26 protein-coding genes are annotated in these 22,625 nt (G+C 40.5%); 11 read left to right on the top strand and 15 right to left on the bottom strand.

Going from position 1 to position 22,625, the window contains the following annotated elements; all coding sequences use genetic code 11:
* Positions 1–16: 16 nt before the first annotated feature.
* Positions 17–358, bottom strand: a complete 342-nt coding sequence (gene grxD, locus HYG93_RS07115) for a Grx4 family monothiol glutaredoxin (protein WP_106984711.1) — start codon at positions 356–358, stop codon at positions 17–19.
* A gap of 198 nt (positions 359–556) precedes the next feature.
* Here grxD and HYG93_RS07110 point away from each other — a divergent pair, with 198 nt between their 5' ends.
* Positions 557–1,768: an aspartate aminotransferase family protein gene (locus tag HYG93_RS07110; RefSeq protein ID WP_117007246.1), complete on the top strand. Its 1,212-nt coding sequence runs from the start codon at positions 557–559 to the stop codon at positions 1,766–1,768.
* A gap of 77 nt (positions 1,769–1,845) precedes the next feature.
* Here the strand turns inward: HYG93_RS07110 and HYG93_RS07105 are convergent, their stop codons facing one another.
* The 3 genes from HYG93_RS07105 to surE form a co-directional block, all read right to left on the bottom strand.
* On the bottom strand, positions 1,846–2,775 hold the full coding sequence (locus HYG93_RS07105; protein ID WP_106984709.1) for a LysR family transcriptional regulator: 930 nt from the start codon (positions 2,773–2,775) through the stop codon (positions 1,846–1,848).
* Between the two features lie 91 nt (positions 2,776–2,866).
* On the bottom strand, positions 2,867–3,691 hold the full coding sequence (locus HYG93_RS07100) for a peptidoglycan DD-metalloendopeptidase family protein (protein WP_120365973.1): 825 nt from the start codon (positions 3,689–3,691) through the stop codon (positions 2,867–2,869).
* 111 nt (positions 3,692–3,802) lie between these two features.
* The gene (gene surE, locus HYG93_RS07095; protein ID WP_106984707.1) at positions 3,803–4,579 is read right to left on the bottom strand and encodes a 5'/3'-nucleotidase SurE; all 777 of its coding nucleotides are present in this window, start codon (positions 4,577–4,579) and stop codon (positions 3,803–3,805) included.
* A 112-nt stretch (positions 4,580–4,691) separates the two neighbouring features.
* On the opposite strand from surE, the gene HYG93_RS07090 reads away from it, so the two are divergent.
* The 4 genes from HYG93_RS07090 (at position 4,692) to HYG93_RS07075 (ending at position 7,570) form a co-directional block, all read left to right on the top strand.
* The gene (locus HYG93_RS07090) at positions 4,692–5,069 is read left to right on the top strand and encodes an MCR_0457 family protein (protein WP_117007249.1); all 378 of its coding nucleotides are present in this window, start codon (positions 4,692–4,694) and stop codon (positions 5,067–5,069) included.
* Between the two features lie 212 nt (positions 5,070–5,281).
* Positions 5,282–5,656, top strand: coding sequence for an MCR_0457 family protein (locus HYG93_RS07085; RefSeq protein ID WP_106984705.1), 375 nt, complete (start codon positions 5,282–5,284; stop codon positions 5,654–5,656).
* A gap of 116 nt (positions 5,657–5,772) precedes the next feature.
* A complete protein-coding gene (dacC, locus tag HYG93_RS07080; protein WP_106984704.1) occupies positions 5,773–6,921 on the top strand; it encodes a D-alanyl-D-alanine carboxypeptidase PBP5/6 in 1,149 nt (382 codons plus the stop codon).
* A gap of 109 nt (positions 6,922–7,030) precedes the next feature.
* Positions 7,031–7,570 (top strand): gamma carbonic anhydrase family protein, encoded by a 540-nt coding sequence (locus HYG93_RS07075; protein ID WP_120365974.1) that lies wholly within the window; start codon positions 7,031–7,033, stop codon positions 7,568–7,570.
* Between the two features lie 99 nt (positions 7,571–7,669).
* On the opposite strand, the gene HYG93_RS07070 is transcribed toward HYG93_RS07075, so the two are convergent.
* Positions 7,670–8,632, bottom strand: coding sequence for a multidrug resistance efflux transporter family protein (locus tag HYG93_RS07070; protein ID WP_178962120.1), 963 nt, complete (start codon positions 8,630–8,632; stop codon positions 7,670–7,672).
* 116 nt (positions 8,633–8,748) lie between these two features.
* Here HYG93_RS07070 and HYG93_RS07065 point away from each other — a divergent pair, with 116 nt between their 5' ends.
* From HYG93_RS07065 to purB, 5 genes are all read left to right on the top strand, one after another.
* Complete coding sequence (locus HYG93_RS07065; RefSeq protein ID WP_106984700.1) at positions 8,749–9,279, top strand: helix-turn-helix domain-containing protein; 531 nt, start codon at positions 8,749–8,751, stop codon at positions 9,277–9,279.
* 163 nt (positions 9,280–9,442) lie between these two features.
* Positions 9,443–9,928: an NUDIX hydrolase gene (locus HYG93_RS07060; protein WP_106984699.1), complete on the top strand. Its 486-nt coding sequence runs from the start codon at positions 9,443–9,445 to the stop codon at positions 9,926–9,928.
* Between the two features lie 4 nt (positions 9,929–9,932).
* On the top strand, positions 9,933–11,069 hold the full coding sequence (mnmA, locus tag HYG93_RS07055) for a tRNA 2-thiouridine(34) synthase MnmA (RefSeq protein WP_178962119.1): 1,137 nt from the start codon (positions 9,933–9,935) through the stop codon (positions 11,067–11,069).
* A gap of 13 nt (positions 11,070–11,082) precedes the next feature.
* Entirely contained in the window at positions 11,083–11,814 is a 732-nt protein-coding gene (hflD, locus tag HYG93_RS07050; RefSeq protein ID WP_106984698.1) for a high frequency lysogenization protein HflD, read from the top strand.
* 59 nt (positions 11,815–11,873) lie between these two features.
* A complete protein-coding gene (purB, locus tag HYG93_RS07045) occupies positions 11,874–13,262 on the top strand; it encodes an adenylosuccinate lyase (RefSeq protein WP_106984697.1) in 1,389 nt (462 codons plus the stop codon).
* A gap of 186 nt (positions 13,263–13,448) precedes the next feature.
* Here the strand turns inward: purB and HYG93_RS07040 are convergent, their stop codons facing one another.
* Positions 13,449–13,691, bottom strand: coding sequence for a hypothetical protein (locus HYG93_RS07040; RefSeq protein ID WP_106984696.1), 243 nt, complete (start codon positions 13,689–13,691; stop codon positions 13,449–13,451).
* 250 nt (positions 13,692–13,941) lie between these two features.
* Between HYG93_RS07040 and HYG93_RS07035 the strand changes: the two genes are divergently transcribed.
* Positions 13,942–14,580 carry a DUF2238 domain-containing protein gene (locus tag HYG93_RS07035; RefSeq protein WP_121594426.1) on the top strand — a complete coding sequence of 213 codons (639 nt, stop codon included), beginning with the start codon at positions 13,942–13,944 and terminating at the stop codon, positions 14,578–14,580.
* A gap of 31 nt (positions 14,581–14,611) precedes the next feature.
* Here the strand turns inward: HYG93_RS07035 and HYG93_RS07030 are convergent, their stop codons facing one another.
* The 9 genes from HYG93_RS07030 to pstC all read right to left on the bottom strand — a co-directional run bounded on the left by HYG93_RS07030 (position 14,612) and on the right by pstC (position 22,573).
* Positions 14,612–15,034, bottom strand: a complete 423-nt coding sequence (locus HYG93_RS07030) for a hypothetical protein (protein ID WP_121531641.1) — start codon at positions 15,032–15,034, stop codon at positions 14,612–14,614.
* Positions 15,035–15,070: 36 nt separating this feature from the next.
* Positions 15,071–15,487: a hypothetical protein gene (locus tag HYG93_RS07025; protein ID WP_121594427.1), complete on the bottom strand. Its 417-nt coding sequence runs from the start codon at positions 15,485–15,487 to the stop codon at positions 15,071–15,073.
* 21 nt (positions 15,488–15,508) lie between these two features.
* Positions 15,509–15,970 (bottom strand): hypothetical protein, encoded by a 462-nt coding sequence (locus tag HYG93_RS07020; protein ID WP_121594428.1) that lies wholly within the window; start codon positions 15,968–15,970, stop codon positions 15,509–15,511.
* Positions 15,971–16,077: 107 nt separating this feature from the next.
* Entirely contained in the window at positions 16,078–17,040 is a 963-nt protein-coding gene (gene sohB / locus HYG93_RS07015; RefSeq protein ID WP_120366494.1) for a protease SohB, read from the bottom strand.
* 137 nt (positions 17,041–17,177) lie between these two features.
* A complete protein-coding gene (locus HYG93_RS07010) occupies positions 17,178–17,750 on the bottom strand; it encodes a hypothetical protein (RefSeq protein WP_178962117.1) in 573 nt (190 codons plus the stop codon).
* A 335-nt stretch (positions 17,751–18,085) separates the two neighbouring features.
* Positions 18,086–18,760 (bottom strand): hypothetical protein, encoded by a 675-nt coding sequence (locus HYG93_RS07005; protein WP_178962115.1) that lies wholly within the window; start codon positions 18,758–18,760, stop codon positions 18,086–18,088.
* 103 nt (positions 18,761–18,863) lie between these two features.
* Complete coding sequence (pstB, locus tag HYG93_RS07000; RefSeq protein WP_106984688.1) at positions 18,864–19,790, bottom strand: phosphate ABC transporter ATP-binding protein PstB; 927 nt, start codon at positions 19,788–19,790, stop codon at positions 18,864–18,866.
* Positions 19,791–19,802: 12 nt separating this feature from the next.
* A complete protein-coding gene (gene pstA / locus HYG93_RS06995; RefSeq protein ID WP_106984687.1) occupies positions 19,803–21,194 on the bottom strand; it encodes a phosphate ABC transporter permease PstA in 1,392 nt (463 codons plus the stop codon).
* Positions 21,194–22,573 (bottom strand): phosphate ABC transporter permease subunit PstC, encoded by a 1,380-nt coding sequence (gene pstC / locus HYG93_RS06990; protein WP_106984686.1) that lies wholly within the window; start codon positions 22,571–22,573, stop codon positions 21,194–21,196. Before pstC ends, pstA begins: the two co-directional genes overlap by 1 nt.
* Positions 22,574–22,625 lie beyond the last annotated feature (52 nt).

Here is a 22,625-nt window from a genome sequence, read left to right as displayed (position 1 = left end):
TTTTACTTACTCTGAATTAAGCTTCAGGAGCTGGGCTGAATTCTTCAACTAAAGTTTTTAATTCGCCTTTTTGGAACATGTCCAACATAATGTCGCTACCACCGATCAACTCACCGTTGATCCATAATTGCGGGAAAGTTGGCCAGTTTGCAATGATTGGCAAAGTTGCACGAATATCTGGGTTTTCCAAGATATTTACATAAGCAAATGGACGGCCAATTTGACTGAGCGCTTCAACAGCACGTGCAGAAAAACCACACTGTGGGAATTGTGGTGTGCCTTTCATGTAAAGTAAAACAGCATGTTTAGCAATTTGGTCGCGAATTAACGCTTCTGTATCACGAGCTTGTTCAGTCATTGATATATCCTCAATAAATCTGCATCGCATTATACCCAAAACTCAACAAAACAGTATGACTAAAGCAATATTTCCAATTTTATTTACAATCGGGCTTTAAATCATGGGTATATTTTGCTTATATAGAACACCTTGATACTTTCATTTATAAAGTAGCAAAAGTAAATTTTCAATCCTCCGAACAGATAAGAGTTAGTCATGAACAACATTACCCTTGCGCCTGTGCAAACTGATCAACCCTCTCACTTGATGCCAGTATTTGGCCGTCAAAAGATCAGCTTTGTCCGAGGCCGAGGTTCTTATCTTTATACTGAAGATGGTACAGAATACTTCGACGCACTCACAGGTATTGCTGTGTGTGGTTTAGGTCATTCACACCCAGCAGTAACAGAAGCTATTGCAGAGCAAGCTGCAACGTTAATTCATACCAGCAATATTTTTGAAGTGCCTTGGCAAACGGCAGCAGCGCAAAAGCTTGCTGAAGTTGCAGGCATGGAAGAAGTTTTCTTCTCAAATAGTGGTGCAGAATCAAACGAAGGCGCAATTAAAATTGCACGTAAATTTGCACACTTACAAGGGATTAGCACACCAAAAATTATTGTTGCAGATCATTCTTTCCATGGTCGTACACTTGCAACACTGTCTGCAACAGGCAACAAAAAAGTACAAGATGGTTTTGCACCATTGGTAGAAGGCTTTATTCGTGTGCCTTTTGGTGATATTGAAGCGATTGAAGAAGCAGCCATTAATCACCCAGATATCGTGGCAATTTTAGTTGAACCAATTCAAGGTGAAGGTGGTGTAAATACTGCACCTCAAGGTTTTAGCTATTTAGAAGACATCCGTCGCATTTGTAACCAACACAACTGGTTGATGATGTTAGACGAAGTACAAACTGGTAATGGCCGTACAGGCAAATACTTTGCTTACCAACACACCAATATTGTGCCTGACGTATTGACCACTGCCAAAGGTTTAGGCAATGGCTTCCCTATTGGTGCAGTAATGACTCAAGGTCGTGGTGTAGGCGTATTAACTGCAGGTAACCACGGTTCAACTTACAGTGGTACACTTTTGGGCTCACGTGTGGTTTACACTGTTATTGAAACCATTCAAAAAGAAAACTTGGTTGCTAATGCTGCTGAAAAAGGTGCTTACATCGTTCAACAATTGACTGAAAAGCTTCAAGATCAGCAAGTCACAGTACGTGGCTTTGGCTTAATGATTGGTATTGAATTACCTAAAGCTTGCGCTGATTTAGTGGATATCGCCCGTGATGAATACCATTTGATTTTAAATGTCACTGCAGGCTCTGTAATTCGTTTGCTCCCTGCATTAAACATCACACAAGAACAAGCTGATCTTTTAGTTGATCGTATTGTTCGTATGGTAAAAGCATATTTAGCTTAAACTTAATGCCATATAAAAAAGCCGCTTATTGTGGCTTTTTTTATACTTAAAAAGTCTAAGATAATAGTTTAAAAGTCTCATGAAACTTCTTTATAGACTCGACCACCTGAAAGTAGAGAGAAATATTGCTTCAAAATTTCAAGGCTTCGTTGCACTTTAGTGGATTGTTGTTCAGATTTTGGCATGACCGCATATAGAGTGAATGTTGGTAATTTCCACTCTGGTAAAACTTCAACTAAATTGCCATTCATTAAATCTTTTTGCACATCTAAATACAACATACGTGCTATTCCATGGCCCTGCATGCACATATTTTTTGCAATAAGCGTGTTATTGGTTGAATAACGCGATGCAATATCTAATACGATAGTTTCGGCACTCACTGCATGCTGAAATGCAAAACTATGATTGTGTTTTGCCAGATTCGTCATAATCACATCATGTCGAGTTAAATCTTCAGGGCGTGAAATAAATGAATGCTGATGAATATAACTTGGTGAGGCCACCAAAATTTGATCTACACGCGCAAGCGCTACAGATTGTACATTTGGATCTTCTATTCTATGGCCTATTCGTAGCGCAATATCAATGCGACTTTCTTTTAGATCGGCAAATTGATAATCGGCATCAATATGAATATTTAAACCATTATGCGTAGACATCCATTGTGACAATGCTGGAATAATATGATTGGCACACATTTCAGGTGTCGAAACAATGCGTAAATCACCAACCAAATCATCGCGTAATTCATTAATTCTAATTTTGCCACGCTCAGCTGCCGACAACATGTCTTGGCAACTATGAAAAAAAGCCTGTCCAGCTTCTGTCAGGCTTAATTTTCGTGTAGAACGATGCAACAATACAACTTCCATATCCTGTTCTAAAGAACGGATTTGTTGACTGACAGCACTGGTGGTAATACCCAGCTCTCGTGCCGCGCCGCTAAATGAGTTTTTTTCTACTACACAAGCAAAAACACCCATACCCCGAAGTTGATCTAACATGAAGTTCCCTCATAAAACTTTGAGCTGTTTTTGTAATATTAAAAACAACTCATTGTATTATACGAAGAAATTTATGATTTGCATTATCTATTTAATTATTTGGTAAAATTGAAATTGGATTGATAGGTTTCCCGTCTAAACGAACCTGAAACTCCAACATTGTTCGAGATGTACCAGAAGAACCCATCTCCGCAATTTTTTGACCAGTTGTTACATTTTGTCCACTTTTCACTAAAATTTTACTGTTGTGGGCGTATGCAGTGATATAACCACTTACATGCTTGATCAAGACCAAATTACCGTATTCTTTTAAACCATCAGCAGCATAAACCACTTGGCCATCAGCAGCAGCCACAATTGGATCACCAACATTCCCTGAATAACGTGTGCCTTTGACATTATTGGCTAAATTAAAGCTTTCAAGTACAGGGCCTGTTGCAGGACGTACCCAACGCAATGAACTTGACGTGACTGGTGTGCTTGGAGCAGTCACGGGTGCTACAGGTGTACGCACAGTCTGTGATGGTGTCGTTGGTGTATTTTGTGGCAATGCAATCGATTGACGCTGAATTGGTGCAGCCTGCGTTACTGCTTGCGTAGAAGCCGCACGACGAGATGACGAATTTTTTAGGCGTAGTGATTGGCCCACATAAATACGATACGGCGCTGCAATATCATTCATCTCTGCAACACTGATATAACTCAAACCATAACGGGCAGCAATTCCACTTAAAGTGTCACCTGAACGCACTGTATAAAAATCTGGAGCAGCAACATAACGAGCTGAATTATTCACCTGAGGTTTTGACGCACAACCACTCAATACCAAGGCAGAAGCAGTGGCCGCAGCAAGTACAAAAGTTTTGAATATAGTAGCTGGGGCTGTAGAGGCAACTTTTGAAAACACCAGGGACATTATTTTCCTCTCTAACAAAAATGAAGCGAATGGTGTGAATGCGCTAAGATTAGCAAAAAACAACTGCAAATAAGCTTCACAGTTGTGTTTTTCACAAAGTTATAACACTTGTTACTGTTTTTGGCTAAATTGTGTGTGTAAGTCCATCAAAATATCGTAATTTGTCGCATCCATTTGAATTGGCGTAATACTGACAAAGCCATTGGCAACGGCAAAGAAGTCCGATTCAATACCAAATACCCCTTTTTTAGGCTCTGCAACAGCTTCGCCTGATAAACCGATCCAAAATACTTGACGGCCACGTGGGTCGACTTGTGTGGTAATTGGCTTAGATTGGCGACGACGACCTTGATAAGTGACTTGTGCACCTTTTAATTCAGCCACATCTGGAATATTAATATTAAAGATGTGTCGTGATGGCAATGCTGGTAAACCGCCTGCAATAAAGTCATGTACCCACTGCGCTGCTTGTGCGAAATCTTGTGGGTCGTTATAACCGCGTACATTTGGCCCTGCCAATGACACGGCAATTGCAGGTTGTGCCATTAAGCGTCCTTCAAATGCCGCCCCTACTGTACCTGAATACAGCACATCGTCCCCTAAATTTGCCCCGCAGTTAATACCACTGACCACCAAGTCAAATTCAAAATCGAATAGTCCATTCATAGACAAATACACACAATCTGCAGGTGTACCATTTACAGCCCACATATCTGGTGCAATTTGAATGGGACGTAATGGGCGATCTAAAGTTAAGGCACTAGAAAAACCACTACGTTCTGCTTCGGGAGCAACAATCACCACACGACCTAAAGGTCTTAAGGCATGAGCTAAAGCTTGGATCCCTGGTGCAAATACACCATCATCATTGGCGATTAAAATATTCACTGAAAAAACCTGTTACTGTTTAAAAATGACCGTTCAGAACATTTGATTGATATATATAGAGAATTATATATATTAAAATTCCGACATCCATCAAAAATGTGTGAATTAAAAAATGATTACAACTTTATCATTTCGTCGCTTACTGGGGTTAAGCTTGGCTGCTGTATTGTCTCAAGCAGTTATTGCTGATGAAGGACTAACGCCTGCTGAAGCCAACACAATTATTAAGGAAGATATCGCATCAACTCAAGTAATGGCGGAAGTTTGCCCTGCAATTATTGGTAAAAATGCCAAATTTGACAGCAACATTCAAAGCTTAATCAAAAGCTATTTAGCAGACTACTCAGAAAAGTCGATGACTTATGAAAAGCTACAAGCAGATGCTGAATATAAATCTTTCTTAGCAGAGTCTCGTACTGCAGCGAAAGAATCTTCTAAAGAAGAGCAAAAATCTGTATGTGATGACGTTTTAAATTACGAAGAAGAATAATGCGTTAAATATTCTCATTCCAATCACCTCATCAGATCAGTAGGTTTGAAGATATAAACCGCCTAAAACTTAGGCGGTTTATATTATACAGTCATTCATTATTCCTTCATGGTTTCAACACCTTCAATACAAAAGCTAGCTGATATTTACCTAAATTCGTTTTAAGCTACAATTCATTCTAGTTATACAACTTTTAAAATTAGGTTTTTTAAATGAAATATCCTCTGCTAAAAACTTTGACTGCTCTTACACTCTCTGCATTTACTCTTCATGTTTATGCTGAAAATGTCGATGTCACACCAAGCGACACTCAAGTAACTCAGCAAGAATTAGCAGCAATGTATGTCCTATCTGATATTTGCCCTTCACTGATTGAAGCAAAAGCACAAGGCAAATTTGAACAAGGTTATGCCAAACTTTTAAAAGAGAATATGCCACAGGTCAAAAATCCAGTTCAAAGCTTAAAAGCCCTATCACAAGAGCCAAAATTTGCACCAATTTTGCAAGAAGCCCAAGCAGATGCAAAAAAAGCAGGTGATGCGAAAAACTTAGAAATTTGCCAAGAATTGACGACATACGCAAATTAAGCTCACTTCGTTACAATACTTTTAAAATAAGCCTTTCTCACCCGTAGAAGTCAGCCTAGCTTTGTCCTAAAATGCTAGGCTCTTGCGCTTATAACAAGTTATTGGAACCACTTAGAATGACCCGAAAAACCGCCCTTGCCGCATTAGTTCTTGCACCTTCTTTTTCATTTGCGGCAACAGTCCTATCTGCACCCCCAGAATTGAATAATAAATCTTATGTGCTGATGGACTATGAGACTGGGCAAATCCTTGCTGCAAAAAATGAAAACGAAAAATTAGCACCTGCTTCAATGACAAAAATGATGACCAGTTACATCATTGAACAAAAGTTATTGAGTGGCGAGCTAACTGAAAATGAAAAAGTGCGCATGAATGAATCTGCATGGTGCCGTGGTACTAGCGCAGAATCTTGTATGTATGTGCCATTAAATGGAACAGCAACAGCACTTGAAATGCTTCGCGGTATTATTATCCAATCGGGTAATGATGCATCTAAAGCAATGGCTGAACACATTGCAGGCAATGAAGGCACTTTCGTTCACATGATGAACCAAGAGTCTAAACGTATTGGCATGAGCAATACGCACTTCATCAATGCCACAGGTATGCCAGCAGAAGGTCACTATTCAACTGCAAAAGACATGGCAACGCTTGCACAGCACATTATTCATGACAGCTCTAAGTACTATCCGATCTATTCTGAAAAAGAATTTACTTTCAACGGTATTAAGCAAGGTAACCGTAATGCCTTACTTTATACTGACCCAAGTGTGGATGGTTTAAAAACAGGCCATACAGATGAAGCAGGTTACTGCCTAACAACGTCTGCAAAACGTGGTCCTTTACGTTTAATTTCAGTGATTTTTGGTGCACCAAGCATGAACGAACGTGCGTCACAAACACGTGAAATTTTAGCTTGGGGTTATGCAAATTTTGAAACGGTTAAAGTTCAGCCTGCAAAACAAGTCTTAGCAAAAGCGAAGGTTTGGTATGGTAAAGACAGCGAAGTACAAATTGGCTTACCAGAAAACTTTAATGTAACGATGCCTAAAGGCGAAGCAAACGCGATCAAAACGCAATTGGTGGTACAACCAAAATTGACTGCGCCTTTAAAACAAGGTCAAGTTGTAGGTAAATACGTTGCAACTTTAAATGGTAAAGTAATTGCTGAAAAACCATTGGTGGCATTAAATGCCGTTGAAGAAGCTGGCTTCTTTGCAAAAATGATTGATCACATCAAACAATTCTTTGCTAACTTATTCTAAAATTTTCGAAAGCTGATTTTTTCAGCTTAGACCAAAGCATCCATACCTCGGTTTGGGTGCTTTTTTATTTTATACTCTAAGGAATATTTATTATTTGCGACGGACCGTTATGAACAAAAATATCCGCCCCTATTTACACCATAATCCCAAAATTGAAGCCACTTGCTATATTGATGAAATGTCAGTGGTGATTGGTGAAGTTCAACTGGCGGAAAATGTCTCAGTTTGGCCTTTTGCCGTGATCCGTGGCGATGTCAATCACATTCATATTGGTAAAAATTCCAATGTGCAAGATCATGCCATGCTCCATGTCAGCCATAAAAAAGCCGATAAGCCTGAAGGCTCTCCACTTATTATCGGTGAAGATGTCACGATTGGTCATCATGTTAAATTACATGGTTGTACCATTGGTAACCGTGTATTGGTTGGCATCAGTAGCATTATTTTAGATGATGCCATTATTGAAGATGATGTGATGATTGGTGCAGGCTCGCTAGTTCCACCGCGTAAACGCTTAGAAAGTGGCTATTTATATGTAGGAAGTCCTGTACAAAAAGTCCGTCCACTCACGGATAAAGAAAAAGAGTTTTTACCCTATTCAGCACGGCATTATGTAAAGGTTGCGAATAATTATCTAGAGCAAAGTTAAGCTAAAAATATAAAAAGCGCGGCATAACGCGCTTTTTATTATCATCAATAATTAATCAATTCATCCTTATGCGAACGCTTCAAACCTTATAAGCAAAGGCTAGTTGCCTTCTTGTAACTTCGCGCTTTTTTGAATTTTTATAGAAGCCATACTATGTACCACCATACCTAAGCCAATTAAAAATACGCCGAATAGTGCAAGCTTCGATGGTAAACCCATATTTAAAAAAACCATTTCGCCCAATAAAGTAAATAGCAACTCACCAGCTTGAGTGGCTTCAACCATCGCCAATTGATTTGGCTGGGTATGCACCAAATTGGTTGCTGAGAAAAACAATAAAGTCGCAATCACCCCAGAAAATAAAGCCACTAAAAATGCGTATGAAACCTGACTACTTGAAGGCAATCCATGATCGAGCAAGCCAAACACGGCAATCACCGCCCAAAACGGTAAACTTGCCAACGTCATATTGAGTACCCGCTCAGGTGTTTCTACTTTGCCTTGACACACTTGCATCATTTTTCGATTGCCTAATGGGTACATAAAGGCTGCAAATACCACTGGAATAAAGCCTGCTAAAGCCAATGTCCAACTGATACTGCTCATTTGATCCCACAAAATCAGAATCACCCCTAAAATAATCACACTCGACCACTTTAGCTCTTTCCAAGGCAGTTTCGGCCATACACTACCCTGAGCCTGAGATGCACCTGCGCCCAAAAACGGCACCAATAAAGATCCCGCAATAATGGTCGTTTGCCAACTTCCAGCAATCAGCCAACCTGGAGAATAAATACTTGCAAAGGTTAATGGCGCGTAAAACAGTCCAAAGCCAACCGTGCTCCAGAGTAAATATTGTTTAAAATTCTCTTTTAAATGTTGCAAGCTGGACGCTAACTTGCCACGAACAGCAACAATCAAAAGTAGCATTGGCACCATCCAAAAGAAGCGCAACGAAGAGCTCCACATCCAGCTTCCGCCCTCTATTTCCATCGCCCGATTAAAAATAAAGGCCGTAGAAAAAAAACAGGATGCTAATAATCCATAAATAATCGCGCGCACATTACCACCTGCTATTTAAAATTTTTAAATCAATCTTCAGCAATAAAAAGCTTGTGCGTTATAATGCACAAGAATTTCATTGTACGTTATAACGCACAATATAAATAGGTGATGAAATGTCCATATTGCTAAAGCATATTGCTAGTCAACTCAAAAAACTTCGTACAGAAAAAGGTTGGAGTTTGGATCAAACCGCAAAAGAGACGGGTATTAGTAAGGCTATGCTGGGTCAAATTGAGCGTGAAGAATCTAATCCGACTGTGCAAACGCTTTGGAAGATTGCCCTAGGGTTTCACAGCTCTTTAAGTGCCTTCTTACCTGCAGAACAGCAAAATCCAGCCGTGCTTAAGCATCAAGACGAAGCGCTCTCTGTTAAAGTCTTACAAGCATTTGATGCCACACTTGGATATGAAATTTTACACATTACTTTAAAAGCTAACTCATCGCATGATTCATCTATCCATGAAAAAGGTGTGATTGAAGATATTTTGCCTTTGAATGGCAGTATCACTATTCAGACTGAAGATCAGCACTATGTGGCCAATACTGGAGAAAGTATTCGTTTTCATGCAGATCAGGTACATCGCTACCTTAATCACAGTAATCACGACGTAATTTTTTATAATATTATTCATTATGCAAAATAAATGTGAGTGTTTGATCAGTCTGTTAAAATGCTGATCGGTTCAGGCAAAATTTCCAGTGAAACTCGGCATCTTTATCACCCTGTAAGCTTTAATGTTCAGTTCGACATAGCCACACACCCCAAAATTTTATACAATAGCGCATCCCTTACCATGGTGCTGTTATATGACCGCTTGGACTGCGCACGTTACCGTTGCAACTGTTGTTGAAAAAGACGGAAAATTCCTGTTTGTTGAAGAACATACCCAAGGCGTAACGCATACTGTGTTTAATCAGCCTGCAGGTCATGTCGAATGCGGTGAAACCATCATTCAAGCAGCCATACGCGAAACCATGGAAGAAACTGGCCATGCGGTAGACGTAGATGCGCTTTTAGGCATTTATACTTATACGCCTCCAATGTATCCAGACCGTACCTATTTCCGTTTCTGCTTTTTAGCGCATGTGCTGGAATATTTTCCAGAAGCAGAATTGGACACAGGCATTGTTGGTCCAAAATGGATGACATTAGAAGAACTGCTAGAAACAGCTCGTGCGCGTAGCCCGCTAGTTATTAAAGCAGTTCAAGATGCTTTGTCTGGTCAAAAATATCCTTTATCGCTCGTTTATGAGCACCAAAATTCTCCCCTCATTTCAAATTTGGATGCCTAATCCTATGCAACAACGTGTCATCGTCGGTATGTCTGGTGGTGTAGACTCATCTGTGTCTGCAGCGCTTCTTCTTCAGCAAGGCTATCAAGTTGAAGGCCTATTCATGAAAAACTGGGAAGAAGATGACGGCACGGAATACTGCACAGCAATGGACGACCTTGCTGATGCACAGGCTGTTTGCGATAAAATTGGTATTAAATTACACACAGCAAACTTTGCAATGGAATATTGGGACCGCGTGTTCGAACATTTCCTTGCAGAATATGCCGCTGGCCGTACCCCTAACCCAGATATTCTGTGCAACAAAGAAATTAAATTCCGTGCGTTTTTAGACCATGCTGTGAACCTTGGTGCAGACTTTATTGCCACTGGCCATTACTGCCGTAGAGGGGAAACACTTAAAAACTCACGTGGTGAAGAATATGCATCTTTACTTCGCGGTGTAGACAACAACAAAGACCAAACTTACTTTTTACATGCCGTTCATGGCCGTGAAATTAATAAAACTTTGTTCCCTGTCGGCGAGATTGAAAAACCGCAAGTTCGTAAAATTGCGGAAGAATTAGGCCTAGCCACTGCGAAGAAAAAAGACTCAACCGGCATCTGCTTTATTGGCGAACGACGTTTTAATGACTTCTTAAAACAATATTTACCAGCGCAGCCTGGAAAAATTGTGCTTGAAGATGGCAAAGAGGTTGGTGATCATCACGGCTTAATGTACTATACGCTCGGCCAGCGCGGTGGCATTGGTATTGGTGGTATGAAAGGCGTTGCAGAAGGCGCTTGGTTTGTACTGCATAAAGATATCGAAGGTAACCGTTTAGTGGTCGGCCAAGGCCATGAACACCCACTCATGCAAAGCACCATCTTATGGTCTGAAGCCATTGATTGGGTTGCAGGTGAGCAAGAGATTCCTGAAACAGGTTTCCGCTGTACTGCAAAAACACGCTACCGCCAAGGTGATCAGGTATGTACCTTGTACAAAGACCCAGACGCACCAAATGGCGTACGTGTAGAATTTGATGAAGCACAGCGCGCCGTGACGCCAGGTCAAAGCGTTGTATTCTATGCAGGTGAAGTTTGTTTAGGCGGTGGTGTGATTCATCATACCAATGCACCTAAACCGGATTTTATTCAATAAGGATTGTCTCGGCATGACAGAGTTACCGTTTCAACAGCCCCAGACTCTGAACACCCGTCAAAATCGCGCATTAGCGTTGGCAGGTGTTTTTCAAGCCACCCAGTTAACGCACATGACTGCGCTAACGGGTCGCCAGAGTATTGGTGAAAGCGGTAACTTCTATTTTGAACAATTGATTAAAGCCAGCTTAAATATTCGACCAAGTGGCCCATGCCAGTGTCAAACGTTAGCTTTCTTTAATCAATTGGCCGACATCTCCCTCGGTTTAAAAACCTTAGAAAACAGCATTAACCACCCATTTAATACGTCACCTAAATCCAGATTGCCAAAACTTGCCAATACTAAACTGCCAATGAACTACGCAATGGCACTGTTACAACTAGAAAAGAAAGTTTATAGCAATCCCAAATTTGTCGAAATTATTGAACAGTCCCAACAAAAAATATTAAAGCAACTTTCATTTTTTGATAATAACTATTTACACCCCAGCATCATTGCCAACCTCGCACAAACCTATGTCGAAACCGCTGGATCAATTAATCCACGCATTATGGTTCGTGGCAATGCTGAAGCCTTTAAAGACTCAAACCACACCAATCGCATTCGTGCCTCGTTATTTACAGGCCTGCAAATGGCGCATTTATGGCGCCAACTGGGTGGTAGCTCTTGGGGCATGATTTTTAGTAAGCGCAAGCTACTGCAGGATATTCAGGATCTTGCCCGTTTACAGTATCAGACTGTTTGAATGATGCTGTACTCGGGCTTTTTTGTTTTACGTTTAATTCCAAAGTTTAAGGAATCGCTATGAACGCTTTAACCGCACTTTCTCCATTAGATGGACGCTACGCAAGCAAATGTGATGCACTCCGTCCCTTCCTCTCTGAGTTTGGTTTAATCCACGCTCGTGTGACTGTTGAAGTGCGTTGGTTACAAGCGCTTGCAAACCGTCCTGAAATCACAGAAGTGCCAGCTTTCTCAGCTGAAACAAATGCAGCGCTTGACGCAATTGTTGCAAACTTCTCTGAAGACAATGCAAACCGCATTAAAGAAATCGAACGTACAACCAACCACGACGTTAAAGCCGTTGAGTACTTCCTAAAAGAACAAATTGCTGACATCGCAGAACTTAAAAATGCGGGTGAATTCATTCACTTTGCATGTACTTCTGAAGACATCAACAACTTGTCTCATGCTTTAATGCTGAAAAACGGTCGTGCAGTACTGGTTGAATCTATGCAACAAATCGTAGATGCGATTGCTGCTTTGGCTGAAACTCACGCTGAACAACCAATGTTGTCTCGTACACACGGTCAAACTGCAAGCCCGACAACTTTGGGTAAAGAAATGGCAAACGTGGCTTACCGCCTTGCTCGCCAAATCAAACAATTCAACAATGTTGAACTTCTAGGTAAAATTAACGGTGCTGTAGGTAACTACAATGCGCACTACTCTGCTTACCCAGAAATTAACTGGCCTGCTCACTCGCAAGCATTTGTTGAATCACTAGGTTTAACATTCAACCCGTACACAACTCAAATTGAACCACACGACTACATCGCAGAAATGTTTGATGCACTTCGTCGTTTCAACACTGTGTTAATTGACTTTAACCGTGACGTTTGGGGCTACATCTCACTTGGTTTCTTCAAACAACGTTTGAAAGAAGGTGAAGTGGGTTCTTCAACTATGCCGCATAAAGTTAACCCAATTGACTTCGAAAACTCTGAAGGTAACTTGGGTATTGCAAATGCAGTATTGGCCCACCTTGGCGAAAAACTTCCTATTTCTCGCTGGCAACGTGACTTAACTGACTCTACAGTTCTTCGTAACATGGGTGTTGGTTTAGCGCAAAGCTTAATCGCTTTTGAAGCTTGCTTAAAAGGTATTGGTAAACTTGAATTGAATGCTGCGCGTATTCTTGAAGATCTTGACCACGCTCAGGAAGTTCTTGCTGAACCAATTCAAACTGTTATGCGCCGTTACAACGTTGAAAAACCATACGAAAAACTAAAAGCTCTTACTCGCGGTCAAGCAATGACACGTGACATGATGGTTGATTTCGTCAACGGTAACGAACTTTCTGCAGTTCCTGCTGAAGATCGTGCGCGCCTTGCAGAAATGACTCCTGCAACTTACACAGGTAATGCAGCAGAACAAGCAAAACAAATCAAAGACTTGATTGCTAAAATCTAATTTAGCTTAAAGTAAAAAAAGCGAAGCTCAGGCTTCGCTTTTTTTATTCAACATAGGCTTGTCGAAATCACCACTAAAAGCTTCTTCTGCCCTTAGAATGAAGAGTATTGCGCTGCAGGTGGATGAGGACTTTAACCGCTCCCTTGCGAAACAGTGTTTCTCATCTCCTACAAGGAGAGAGAATTTTTATTCCACAGGACAATACTTCGCCCAATCATCCTTCATACATTGTAATTCACAGCCAGTAAGTAAGTCGCTAAAGTAAATATAATACGTTGCATTTGGATACTGAATTTCATGGCGATACAACATACCACGCAAAGAGACAGACAACTCTTCTGGGAAATCACCATTTAACTGGTTTAGTTCTTCAAATTCATAGTTAAAATAGCAATTTTGTTGTGCAACAAATGCTTCTACAACCGCCATGCGCTGTCTCGAATCAATTTAAAATACAGTCGCTAAGTGTAACGGATTCAAGCGCTAAATTGCCAATTCGACATACTCACTCAGGATGTCATCATCGCAGTTTCTTCTCATAAGCATAAAGTACGTCGCCCCTTTCACAAGAGAAAAGACTAAAACCTGTTTAACAAAATTCAATGCTAAAAACTCAGTTTCACATTAAACTCAAACCGTAAAATTTAGCTTCTCTTTTAACTTTTCACGAATAACAAAAATGATTGAAACAAAACTACAGCTTAAACATTGGATCATGCTGAGCATTTTGCTGATCGCTATCGTGTTGGCGAGCATTGATCCCTTAGAGTTTGCACCTTACTTACTGCATCAGGTCGGCACAGTACTCATGCTTGGCCTACTGTTTTTATGCTTCTACAAAGTTGGCCTAAGCTTTTATAGCTTCGCACTCTACATCGGCTTTTTGCTCATTCACATTCTTGGCGCACTTTATCTGTATTCTTATGTACCTTATAGTGATTGGACGCAAACACTCTTTGGCTTCAAGCTCGATCAAACTATGGGTTGGTCACGTAATATGTATGATCGCTTGGTGCATTTGGCTTACGGCTTATTGCTCTATCCGCTGTTTCTTCGCTTATTTCAGGTTTGGTTGCCTTCACTCAAACCATTTACGCTGTATGTATTGGTCATTCAATTTGTAATGGCTACCAGCCTGTTTTATGAATGGATTGAGTGGCTGATTGCAATCGGACTCTCTCCTGAAGAAGCAGAAAACTATAACGGCCAACAAGGCGACATGTGGGATGCGCATAAAGATATGCTGCTGGCAACACTGGGAGCAATGATCACTGGCGCTATGTGTTTAATCAAATCAAAATCTATTGAAGAAAGTTAAACAGATGTCCTCAGGCATTTAAGCTAAACATTTATGTAGTCCAATCAATTAAAATTGAATCTGACATGTGCGGATTCAATTTTCGGTCATAATATTTAAAGCAAACTTTTGCGCCCACTGGCTTTTTTTGCAGCTCATCATCTATGCGTAAATGCCGTGTAAATTTTGCATGATTCACTAAAATTTCAACCCGCTCAAAAGGCTGTCTTTTGTTTTTATTGCCACTGCTCATATAACGCTGATAAGCCACAACTGTGCCACAAGCTTCAGAGCGAATATCGGTCTGCTGTGATGAATAATAAATATAGCCTGCCAGCAACGCCACTGCTGGGCCAAACAACAACACATACTGTTTTAAGGTCTGAGTTTCCACGCTACGAAAATGTAGCAGATACAGCCAAGGCCAAACTATGAAGCAAATGACGCCAGTTAAAATAAACAGCAGTGTCATCATGTGTGCAATTTCCTCAACCCGCAATAATAGAGCAAATTAGCGATCAACCCATTTTAAAATTTTAGATTCAGCCAAATCTGGGTATGCAAATTTATCCAAATATTCAAAACAGACATAAACACCTTTATCTTTACGACTCATATTGTCATCAAAGCGTAAATGTCGATTATATTTTCGGCCATCAAATAGAATCGTAATTCGCTCAAAATGATCATTCTTAGTTGAATAGGTCTTATAAAACTGCACAACACCACATGCCTGTGACGGTAAAATTACTTTTTCTTCTTTTAAATACGCAGCTAAAGCTAAAATTAAACAACCCGGCAACACAGCATAATATGGATAAGTATCTCGATGATTTTTATCCTTTAATTTGGGCACAATAAAAATAACCGTCATAAATGGGACGATCACCAAAGTCAGCAAACCAATAAAAACCATCATGCCAAACATGATTCCCCTCTAAATGAGCTGCTAAGGCGCGAGCCACTCAACAATGTTTGAACTTTTTAAATGTGAATATTTAAAGCGGTCATAAAAGCGGAAACATACTCTTTCATTCACTTGCTTACGCGCCAAACCCACATCAAAGCGCATATCGCGGGTATAGGCTGAACCTTCAAATTTTAATAAAATTTTTTCATAGGGATTGCAACGCGTCTGAGCTCTACCACGACAGTTCTCATAATGCTTATAGCCCACCACGACAGCACATGCTTTTGAAAGTACCATGGGCTTTTCTTTTTTCATCGACATGCCAACATGATAAGACACTCCCCCAAACATCAACATTAAGCCCATCACCACAAATGGAAAGACAGCCCATTTTTCCCCTTCTTTTTCGGCTTTTGGCAAATACACCACTAAGCTTGCAATAAACCCAAAGAAACAAAAGAAAAATAAGATTAACCCTAAAATAATCAAAAAATTAGACATGATTCCAGTCGATATTTCGCTTAAAGAGCAATCTACCACATTCGTTTATTTTTCCATAAAAAAAGCCCACCAAAGTGAGCTTTAAATACATCATAATCAATACAATTTTAGAGTTTTGGATCACGCAACTGCACGAGACTCGAATTGGCTTTACTCAGTGACTCCATCACTTTAGACATTAGCACAGGGACTAAGCCATCAGCCATTTGCGCTGCCTGCAAGCCTAGTTTTTCACCCAAAGTTGGTTTTTTACGCGTCTGGATCAGGTACACGTCATGCTGTGGTAATAAGCCTAATAAGTATTCATCTGATGTTTTAAGTTGATCCACCAAATTCAGATCAATTGCATCTTGGCCATACCAATGCTCGCCAGTTGCCACTTTTTCTACATTCAATTGCGGACGGTATTTTTCCACAAAGTGTTTGAATAAGTTATGCGTTTGTTGTAATTCTTCTTCAAACTTGGCTTTGCCTTCAGCGGTATTTTCACCAAACATGGTGACAGTACGTTTGAATTGGCCAGCTGTATATAACTCAAAGTCGATATGCTTTTCTTTTAGCAAGCGGTTGAAGTTCGGCACTTGTGCAACCACACCAATTGAACCGACAACTGCAAACGGCGCAGATACAATTTCAGATGCAATACATGCCATCATATAGCCACCGCTGGCAGCCACTTTATCTACACAAATAGTTAAATGGAAACCTGCGTCACGTAGGCGAACAAGTTGCGCAGCAGCCAGACCATAGCCATGAACCATGCCTCCAGGGCTTTCTAAACGAAGCACGACACGGTCACGCCCTGCTTTTGCTGTGGCTAAAATTAAAGTAATTTCTTCACGTAAACTCGCAACAGCAGATGCAGCTGTATCGCCATTAAAATCTAAGACATAAATTTTTTCATTGGTCTTTTTACGTGCACGTGCTTCTTTTGACAGTTGCTGTGTCAATTGCAAGAGCTCAAATTTTGAAGCAGTAGTTTGCGCAATTTTTTTTCTTTGTTCATTAATACGCGCATTCAAATGACTGATGCGGATTTCTGCAGGCAGTTTAGATGTATGAAATAACATAATATTTTCTTTTCTCAAATCGGCACGAGGCTTATATTTTTAGATTAGGCCAATTGTATGTTTTTTCAATAGCATTTTTGCGAATTACACCTTTTTCTCGACACTTGCTATTTTAAAGCACACTTGCTGGCTCAAACTTAGACATCTTCCGCAACTTGTTGTTCATCTTTTTCGAGTGCTTTACGTAATGCTCGCTCTGCCTGAACATGCAACAACATATCTTGACGGTCAACCTCTGTCACAGCAAATAACCGAACATATAAGCAAAAGATCATATAGTAAAATACCCCAATGAGTGCGGCATTGATCGGCCACCATGTTTGAATCCAAAAATAACCGCGATGACTCGACTCGTTCGGGGTCAAAACTGAATACATCAGGATTAAAACTACAATAATCATCATGCAAACCAGTCCTTCCGAAAGCCAACTGTCTAGCAATGCCTTTTTACCCTGCGCTTCTGCTTTTAGAAATCTGTTCATTTTAAACTGCGCATGTGCCCGCGTATATTCACGCCATGCTTGTCGCCCTTCGCCTTGCTCGAACTGACGATGAATTAAAATATAAAGTACGGGCCACATAATAATAATGGCGATCACAAATGCATCGTACAACCAGCGGTGATAATTACTCATACCAGCACTGGATGCCGTTGCAAATAATCCATCATGAGGCACAAAAACAGCTAAAATCAGGCTGGCTGCAACCATAAATATCGCAACAGCATGTGCAATATAAGCTGTACCAAAAACAGCTCTGAAATATTTCTTTATGCGTCTGTTTTAATAATTCAGCTTGCTGTTTATCTGGAGTCATACGCTTCTTATGCCATGTTTAAAAACATCATAATACAACAAATGGTATAAATAAATATTTGTATATCATAATTTTATTAAATAAAAATTCAAATTTTTTCAAATATTAAATTATTCCAATCACAACATAAGCCTAAATCATCGTGTTCAAAATGTTCCACTGCATTATTTAGCCCCAACCGACCCAATTAAAAATATCTTTTAGATATATTGAACTTACACAGTCAGTACTAGACCAGTTCTTGGGAGCTATCCTTTTGGAGCATGCTTTTCTTGGCCTGTCTTTGTGCTTCGCGTTTTAATTTTAGAAAATGCTTATGCATATCTTCCGTAGAAAAAAGCCTTAAGAAAAGATAACTTTGACAACAATATAATGCCCATATAATTAGAGCGTTAATAGGCCACCATGCCAAAATCCAAAATGATGATTTGTAGGTTCCTGCAAATGGTGTCATCCATACATACATTGCAATCACGCCAACCGTAAACCCTAATAACACTGCGTAAAATAAAATTTTACTTGAATATAGGATCGTCACTTTCGACTGCGATTGTGCATATTGATATTCTCTAAACCGCTCTTCTGCACTGATTTTAGTGGCGCAGTGCCATAGACGACGAAATTTCACATCATGCTTTTTGTGCTGTAAACGCAAAAAAATAACCACGCCTGTAATACATGAGCTAATCACATAAACATCATATAACCAGCGGTGATAATTGGTCATACCCGTACTTTGGGATGTGGCAAAAAAACCTTCATGCGGTATAAACATCGCTGCGATCAGGCTCATCATGACCACCAGGGAAGCATAGAGTTTGCCAAAATGCACTGTACCAAATAAAGCTTTATTCACTGAAGCTTGAATCTCTTCAGCCAATGCTTGTTGGTTGGAATATTTCATATTGCTTTATATTCATGTTCATATCTTAAATATTAAGCAATCAGCATAACAAAAAAAACAGAGCCCTAAGACTCTGTTTTTAAAAATTTTAAAATAATCCAACTCAACCGAAACGGCCAGTAATATAAGCTTCAGTTAACTGATGGTCGGGTTGTGTAAATACTTTTTCGGTTGAGTTCACTTCAATCAAGTCACCCAAATGGAAGTATGCAGTACGGTCTGATACGCGTGCTGCCTGTTGCATTGAGTGTGTCACAATCGCAATGGTGTATTGTGTAGAAAGCTCTGAAATTAACTCTTCGACTTTTGCAGTTGCAATCGGGTCAAGTGCAGAACATGGCTCATCCATTAAAATCACTTCAGGTGAAACCGCAATCGTACGCGCAATACATAAACGTTGTTGCTGACCGCCAGATAAGCCTGTACCAGGCTGGCTAAGACGATCTTTTACTTCGTCCCATAAGCCAGCTTTACGTAAACTATTTTCTACAATTTCTTCCATGTCGTATTTATCACGTGCTAGGCCATGTAATTTTGGACCGTATGCCACGTTATCAAAAATTGACTTTGGAAATGGATTTGGCTTTTGGAAAACCATACCGACTTGAGCACGTAGTAATACCACGTCCAAATTCGGATCATAAATGTCTTGGTTGTCCAGCATCACCTTACCCGTTACACGACAGCTATCAATCGTGTCATTCATACGGTTTAAGGTACGTAAAAATGTAGACTTACCACAGCCTGATGGACCAATAAAAGCAATCACTTCATTTTCATAAATATTGAGATCAATGCCTTTAATTGCTTCAGCTTCATCATAATAAACATGCACATCTGTTGTGCTCAATTTTACATTTGCACTCTTTGCATCTTTTTTTGCAGAAGCTTGCGTATCAAATTGAGAGACAAAAGACGTTGCAGGAGCTTGAGCGACTGCGTCATCAGACGTAAATTGCGTTTCGTTTTGATTCACTGACTTATCCTGATTTGAGGAATTCGTTGTAGATGTTGCCGTTGCTGTATTCATGTTTTAATCCTATTACCAACGAACTTCAAATTTCTTTCGTAACCAAATAGCCAAGCTATTTAAGCCAATCATGAGTGCCAACAGTACAATAATGGCTGCTGCTGTTCTGCCCTCAAAGAAGTTACGCATTTCATTACCCTGCCATAAAAATATTTGCACAGGTAATGCTGAAGATTGATCCAATGGTGTTGCAGGTACACTGGCAACAAATGCACTCATACCAATTAATAGAAGCGGTGCGGTCTCACCCAGTGCTTGCGCCACACCAATAATTGCACCTGTTAAAATCCCGGGTAAGGCCAAAGGCAATACATGGTGAAATACGGTTTGTAAGCGTGATGCACCCAAGCCTAAAGCAGCTTGACGAATTGAAGGTGGCACAGCTTTAAGTGATGCACGTGTGGTAATAATGACTGTTGGAAGTGTCATTAAGCTTAAAACCAAACCACCTACCAACGGTGCAGATAGAGGTAAATGTAACCAACCGATAAAAATTGAAGCGCCCAGCAAACCAAATACAATCGATGGAACTGCAGCCAAGTTATTAATATTCACTTCAATCACGTCTGTGATCCAGTTTTTAGGTGCAAATTCTTCGAGGTAAATTGCCGAAGCAACACCAATTGGAATTGAGATCACAATCACAATGAGCATCATGAATAACGAGCCCATAAATGCACCTGCTAAGCCTGAAGTTGCAGGTGAACTACGTGAGTCTGGGCTGGTGAAAATATTGGTGTTAAAAGTATTGCTAATAATGCCTTGCGCTTTTAACTGGTCTGCCAATTGACGTACTTCTGGGCTCAACTGTTGTTGATCATCTGGCAATGAGCGATTGATATTCCCCGCCAACCATACATCCACATTCGCATCAGCTAAAATTTTCAGGTCTTCTTTTTTACCCACCAAAGATGGATCCGCAAAGACCATATCGCGTAAACGATAAGCTTCTGAACTGGTATATAAACTCGTTAAATCGTCACGTTTTGCTTCAAGCGCTTTGTCTTTTGAAATAAGGCCGTTAACGATCAGCGCATCCCAATCTACCATGCCCATTTCAGTTTGCCATGCAATATAGCGTTCTTGATAATGTGCTGGCGCTTCACCCGTTTTTTGAACTGGCTTAGGTCCTGCTGTAATAATCGTTGGATCAAAATAGACAGGCACATTCATCGAGCTTTGCCAAAATGCTGGAAGACCTTTAATTAAGATACTTCCAAATAACAAGACAACAAAGCACAAGCCCGTAATAACCGCTGAAAAGCCAAAGATACGAAATGCTTTTTCTTTGCGATGACGCTTTGACAAAGAACTTTCGATAATTTTTTTACGCTTTTCTCGTTGCTCTGCTGCAACACGTGGATCCAACGCCTGATCCATAGAAGATGTATTTGAAGTACTCATTATTCGTATTGCTCACGGTATTTGCGCACGATATACAGTGCAACAATGTTGAGACCCAAGGTAATCACAAATAAGGTTAAACCTAATGCGAATGCCACCAACGCCTGCGGACTAGCAAAATCTGTATCGCCCGTTAACTGATTCACAATGGTAATCGTCACTGTTGATACTGCTTCTAAAGGGTTCACATGGAGAAGTGGGCTATTACCTGCAGCCAGTACCACAATCATGGTTTCGCCAATCGCACGGGAAGCGGCCAATAAGAATGCCCCAATGATGCCCGGCAATGCTGCTGGAAGTACCACTTGGCGGATCGTTTCGGATTTGGTTGCACCTAAACCCAATGAACCATCACGTAGTGCACGAGGCACTTGGGTAATAATGTCGTCTGACAGTGAAGAGACAAAAGGAATAATCATGATACCCATGACAAAACCTGCAGTTAAAGCACTGGTCGCATTAATGTCTAAGCCGATATAAGCCCCCATTTGTTTAATAAATGGTCCAATAATCATCAGCGCAAACACACCATAAACGATGGTTGGAATACCTGCTAATACTTCAATTGCTGGTTTTGCCCAAGCTCGAAAACTTGGTTTAGCATATTCGGCTAAGTAAATAGCAATCATCAAACCAACAGGTACTGCAACAAGTAATGCAATACCACTGACCATCAACGTACCCCACAGCAATGGCAATAAACCATAACTGCCTTCGGCATTACCCGAGGTACTAAAGCCTGGATTCCATACCGTACCAAAGAAGAAATCCATTGGGCTCACAAAACTAAAAAAGCGCATTGCTTCGCTAAACATCGACATTACAATGCCGACCGTTGTTAAAATTGCCACGCCCGAACATAGTGCTAAGCCAATATTCAGTACTTTTTCGACTTGGTTACGTGCACGAAATTGCGATGCAACACGACGCTTCGCCCAGACCAATCCTAATAGCGCACTACACAGGACCACGGCCAATTTTGCAAAAGAGCCGATCGACTCCACGTGTTTTAAATGTTCTGCAGCTGCTATTTCATATTGAGCAGGCGTATCACTCACACCAAAGCCCGAAGCAATCGCTTGTACACGATCAATCAGCACACTAATACTTGCTGGATCCATAGTGGCTTTAATTTGCTCAGGCACATTGCTTAGCACTACATGCTTAAAAATGCTAGGTTCAACAATATTCCAAACAATCAAAATTAAAAAAGCTGGGATACCACACCAAAGTGCAACCAACGCGCCATAATAGCCTGGACGCGAATGCAGCATTGCCGAATTATTTCCCTTGCCAGCCAAGTTACGGCTTTTGGTTAAACCAACCTGATAGGCTATTGCTACAATTGCCAGTAGCACCCCTATAAGCAGTAGATTCATGTACTCTCCACCATTTTTTCAATTTTCATTATTTGAAAAAAATGTATTTGCA

Source organism: Acinetobacter sp. SwsAc6 (assembly GCF_013391565.1).
GTDB classification, from domain to species: domain Bacteria; phylum Pseudomonadota; class Gammaproteobacteria; order Pseudomonadales; family Moraxellaceae; genus Acinetobacter; species Acinetobacter cumulans.
The sequence above is the reverse complement of the archived record's forward strand: the minus strand, read 5'-3'. Positions and strand labels throughout refer to the sequence as shown.

Excerpts from the sequence above, each read along its gene's own strand:
- hflD (WP_106984698.1), top strand. The coding sequence starts at position 11,083 with ATGACAGAGTTACCGTTTCAACAGCCCCAGACTCTGAACACCCGTCAA.
- pstC (WP_106984686.1), bottom strand. The coding sequence starts at position 22,573 with ATGAATCTACTGCTTATAGGGGTGCTACTGGCAATTGTAGCAATAGCC.
- purB (WP_106984697.1), top strand. The coding sequence starts at position 11,874 with ATGAACGCTTTAACCGCACTTTCTCCATTAGATGGACGCTACGCAAGC.
- sohB (WP_120366494.1), bottom strand. The coding sequence starts at position 17,040 with ATGTTATTTCATACATCTAAACTGCCTGCAGAAATCCGCATCAGTCAT.
- dacC (WP_106984704.1), top strand. The coding sequence starts at position 5,773 with ATGACCCGAAAAACCGCCCTTGCCGCATTAGTTCTTGCACCTTCTTTT.
- mnmA (WP_178962119.1), top strand. The coding sequence starts at position 9,933 with ATGCAACAACGTGTCATCGTCGGTATGTCTGGTGGTGTAGACTCATCT.
- HYG93_RS07060 (WP_106984699.1), top strand. The coding sequence starts at position 9,443 with ATGACCGCTTGGACTGCGCACGTTACCGTTGCAACTGTTGTTGAAAAA.
- HYG93_RS07020 (WP_121594428.1), bottom strand. The coding sequence starts at position 15,970 with ATGTCTAATTTTTTGATTATTTTAGGGTTAATCTTATTTTTCTTTTGT.
- HYG93_RS07105 (WP_106984709.1), bottom strand. The coding sequence starts at position 2,775 with ATGTTAGATCAACTTCGGGGTATGGGTGTTTTTGCTTGTGTAGTAGAA.
- pstA (WP_106984687.1), bottom strand. The coding sequence starts at position 21,194 with ATGAGTACTTCAAATACATCTTCTATGGATCAGGCGTTGGATCCACGT.
- HYG93_RS07090 (WP_117007249.1), top strand. The coding sequence starts at position 4,692 with ATGATTACAACTTTATCATTTCGTCGCTTACTGGGGTTAAGCTTGGCT.
- HYG93_RS07065 (WP_106984700.1), top strand. The coding sequence starts at position 8,749 with ATGTCCATATTGCTAAAGCATATTGCTAGTCAACTCAAAAAACTTCGT.
- HYG93_RS07010 (WP_178962117.1), bottom strand. The coding sequence starts at position 17,750 with ATGGTTGCAGCCAGCCTGATTTTAGCTGTTTTTGTGCCTCATGATGGA.
- HYG93_RS07035 (WP_121594426.1), top strand. The coding sequence starts at position 13,942 with ATGATTGAAACAAAACTACAGCTTAAACATTGGATCATGCTGAGCATT.
- HYG93_RS07030 (WP_121531641.1), bottom strand. The coding sequence starts at position 15,034 with ATGATGACACTGCTGTTTATTTTAACTGGCGTCATTTGCTTCATAGTT.
- HYG93_RS07110 (WP_117007246.1), top strand. The coding sequence starts at position 557 with ATGAACAACATTACCCTTGCGCCTGTGCAAACTGATCAACCCTCTCAC.
- grxD (WP_106984711.1), bottom strand. The coding sequence starts at position 358 with ATGACTGAACAAGCTCGTGATACAGAAGCGTTAATTCGCGACCAAATT.
- HYG93_RS07100 (WP_120365973.1), bottom strand. The coding sequence starts at position 3,691 with ATGTCCCTGGTGTTTTCAAAAGTTGCCTCTACAGCCCCAGCTACTATA.
- HYG93_RS07085 (WP_106984705.1), top strand. The coding sequence starts at position 5,282 with ATGAAATATCCTCTGCTAAAAACTTTGACTGCTCTTACACTCTCTGCA.
- HYG93_RS07025 (WP_121594427.1), bottom strand. The coding sequence starts at position 15,487 with ATGTTTGGCATGATGGTTTTTATTGGTTTGCTGACTTTGGTGATCGTC.
- HYG93_RS07005 (WP_178962115.1), bottom strand. The coding sequence starts at position 18,760 with ATGAAATATTCCAACCAACAAGCATTGGCTGAAGAGATTCAAGCTTCA.
- pstB (WP_106984688.1), bottom strand. The coding sequence starts at position 19,790 with ATGAATACAGCAACGGCAACATCTACAACGAATTCCTCAAATCAGGAT.
- HYG93_RS07075 (WP_120365974.1), top strand. The coding sequence starts at position 7,031 with ATGAACAAAAATATCCGCCCCTATTTACACCATAATCCCAAAATTGAA.
- HYG93_RS07040 (WP_106984696.1), bottom strand. The coding sequence starts at position 13,691 with ATGGCGGTTGTAGAAGCATTTGTTGCACAACAAAATTGCTATTTTAAC.